General features: G+C 33.2%; 2 protein-coding genes. Both read left to right on the forward strand.

What is annotated here, in order from left to right; all coding sequences use genetic code 11:
• On the forward strand, window positions 1–1,011 hold a 1,011-nt coding region (locus ACTG3S_RS12495; RefSeq protein ID WP_439129677.1), incomplete at its 5' end, for a SusD/RagB family nutrient-binding outer membrane lipoprotein.
• Window positions 1,012–1,169: 158 nt separating this feature from the next.
• On the forward strand, window positions 1,170–2,495 hold a 1,326-nt coding region (locus ACTG3S_RS12500; protein ID WP_439129679.1), incomplete at its 3' end, for a TonB-dependent receptor plug domain-containing protein.

Below are 2,495 nucleotides of genomic sequence, written 5' to 3' on the forward strand. Positions count from 1 at the left end.
GTATATGATTCTCAAGAAGCTATTTATGATGCACTTTTCTTAGAATTAGATGCTGCGTTAGCTTCTATAAACAGTGGTAATGGTCCTGATAGTGACATTTACTTCGATGGAGATATGGCTAGATGGAGAACTTTTGCAAATACTATTAAAATGGTAATGGGTTTACGTTTATCGAAAGCAAACCCAACAAAAGGAGAAGCTAAGTTTAAAGAAGGTATGTCAGGTGCTATTTCTTCTAATGCACAAAATATACAATATACTTACTTATCTGAAAACACAAATGATAATCCATGGCAAGATAGATTTGAATCTAGAAGAGATTATTTAATGAGTGATGTTTTTGTAAATTCTTTAATTGGTACTGGTACAGATACCGCTCCTGAAGACCCAAGATTAGCAATGTTTGCAGAACCTGCAACAACTTCTGCTACTTATATTGGTGCTCCTTATGGTGCATCAAATTCAGCTACAGATAATTATTCATTTATTACAGATGATATCATTTTCGAAAGTGAAGCACCTTTAATGATTTACACTTATTCAGAAGTATTATTTGCAAGAGCAGAAGCTGCTGCAAGAGGATGGACAACTGAAAATGCGACTTCTCTTTATGAGCAAGCTATTACTGCTTCTATGGAACAATGGGGTGTAGCTACTGCGGATATTACAACATATATTTCAGCTAATCCTTACACAAGTATAGACGATATCGCTTATGAAAAATGGGTTTCTTTATTCTTACAAGGTTATAATAGTTGGGCTGAATATAGAAGATTCAAAGCAATGGGTAATGATTCTAGAATTGGTGAAGGAATTAACAGCTTAGATACCGCTGATAATCAACCTGGACTAATTACAGGTTCATTAGATTTACTATCTAATGCAACAGATATTCCACAAAGACACGCATATTCTGCTACTGCAGGTTCATTAAATGAAGATAATTATAATAGTGCTGTAAGCGCACAAGGGCCTGATACTCTTGATACGGTATTATGGTTGTTTCAGTAAATTAAATTTAAAATAAAATTAAATCATCCAATCTTTGTAAGGTTGGATGATTTTTTTTGTCTAATAAATAAGGTGATAGAAATTATTTATGTTAAAAAATTGTTTTATTAAGTTTTATTTAAGACTTTTGGCATTAATTAATTCAAATAATTATACAAATGAAGACAAAGTTTAATGGAATTTTAACGCTATTACTGGCGTTGGTAGTGCAAATATCGTTTGCACAGCAAAAAACTGTATCCGGAACTGTATCTGACAAATCAGGTACTTTACCAGGTGTAAGTGTTTATATTAAAGGTACAACAACAGGTACTGAAACCGATTTTGATGGTAAATATACCATTAAAGTAAATAAAGGTGCTACACTATCTTTTAGCTATTTAGGTTATAAGGTTGTAGAAAAAGTTGTTGGTAACTCTAATACAATTAATTTAACTTTAGTAGAAGATGCAAATTTATTAGATGAAATTGTAGTTGTTGGTTATGGTACAACAACAAAAAGAGCTTTTGCTGGTACAGCAACAACTGTTAAAAGCGAAAACTTAGAGTCTAAAAACTTTCCAAACGTTACAAACGCGCTTGTTGGAGAGGTTGCTGGTGTTACAGTAATTAACGGATCTGGACAACCAGGTTCTGTAGGTACAATTAGAATTAGAGGTTTTGGTTCTGTAAATGGAAATAGAAGTCCATTATACGTTGTAGATGGTGTTCCTTTTTCTGGAAGTATCAACTCAATCAACCCTGCTGATATCAAAAGTACAACTATCTTAAAAGATGCAACAGCTACAGCTATTTATGGTTCAAGAGGTGCTAATGGTGTGGTTGTAATTACAACAAACACAGGTTCATCTAACAAATCATCAATACAAGCAGATGTTAAGACAAGTATTAGTTCTCAATATCTTGACAGATATCAAGTAGTAACTTCTCCTGAAGAATACATTGGATATGTTTGGGAAGGTATACAAGGAAGAGGAAGAGTAAATGGTGTTGCAGACCCTGTAGCATTAGCAAATTCAGAATTATTTACTGGTAACTATATTGCTCCTGGTTATAATATGTGGAATGTTGCAAATGCTTCAGAATTAATAGATCCAGCAACAGGTACAGTAAGATCTGGAGTTACTAGAAAATACACGCCACAACGTTTTGTTGATGCTGCAATTGCACCAGCAATTAGAACAGAAGCAAACTTAAATATGAACGGTGGTAACGAGACTACAAGATATTATGCTTCTTTTGGTTACTTAGATGATAAAGGTATTGTTATCAATACTGGATACAAAAGATATACAACTCGTTTAAATGTATCTACAGATGTTAAGCCTTGGCTTAAACTTAATTCAAACCTAGGTTATACATATTCTGAAACTGTAGCAAATGGTCAAACAAATGGTGCTGAAAATGTATTTGAATTTTCAGATAAAATGGCTCCAATATTCCCTGTATTTTTAAGAGATGATCAAGCGAATCTAGTACCAGAT

Origin of the sequence: Polaribacter sp., from assembly GCF_965656025.1 — a bacterium.
Classification (GTDB): Bacteria; Bacteroidota; Bacteroidia; order Flavobacteriales; family Flavobacteriaceae; genus Polaribacter.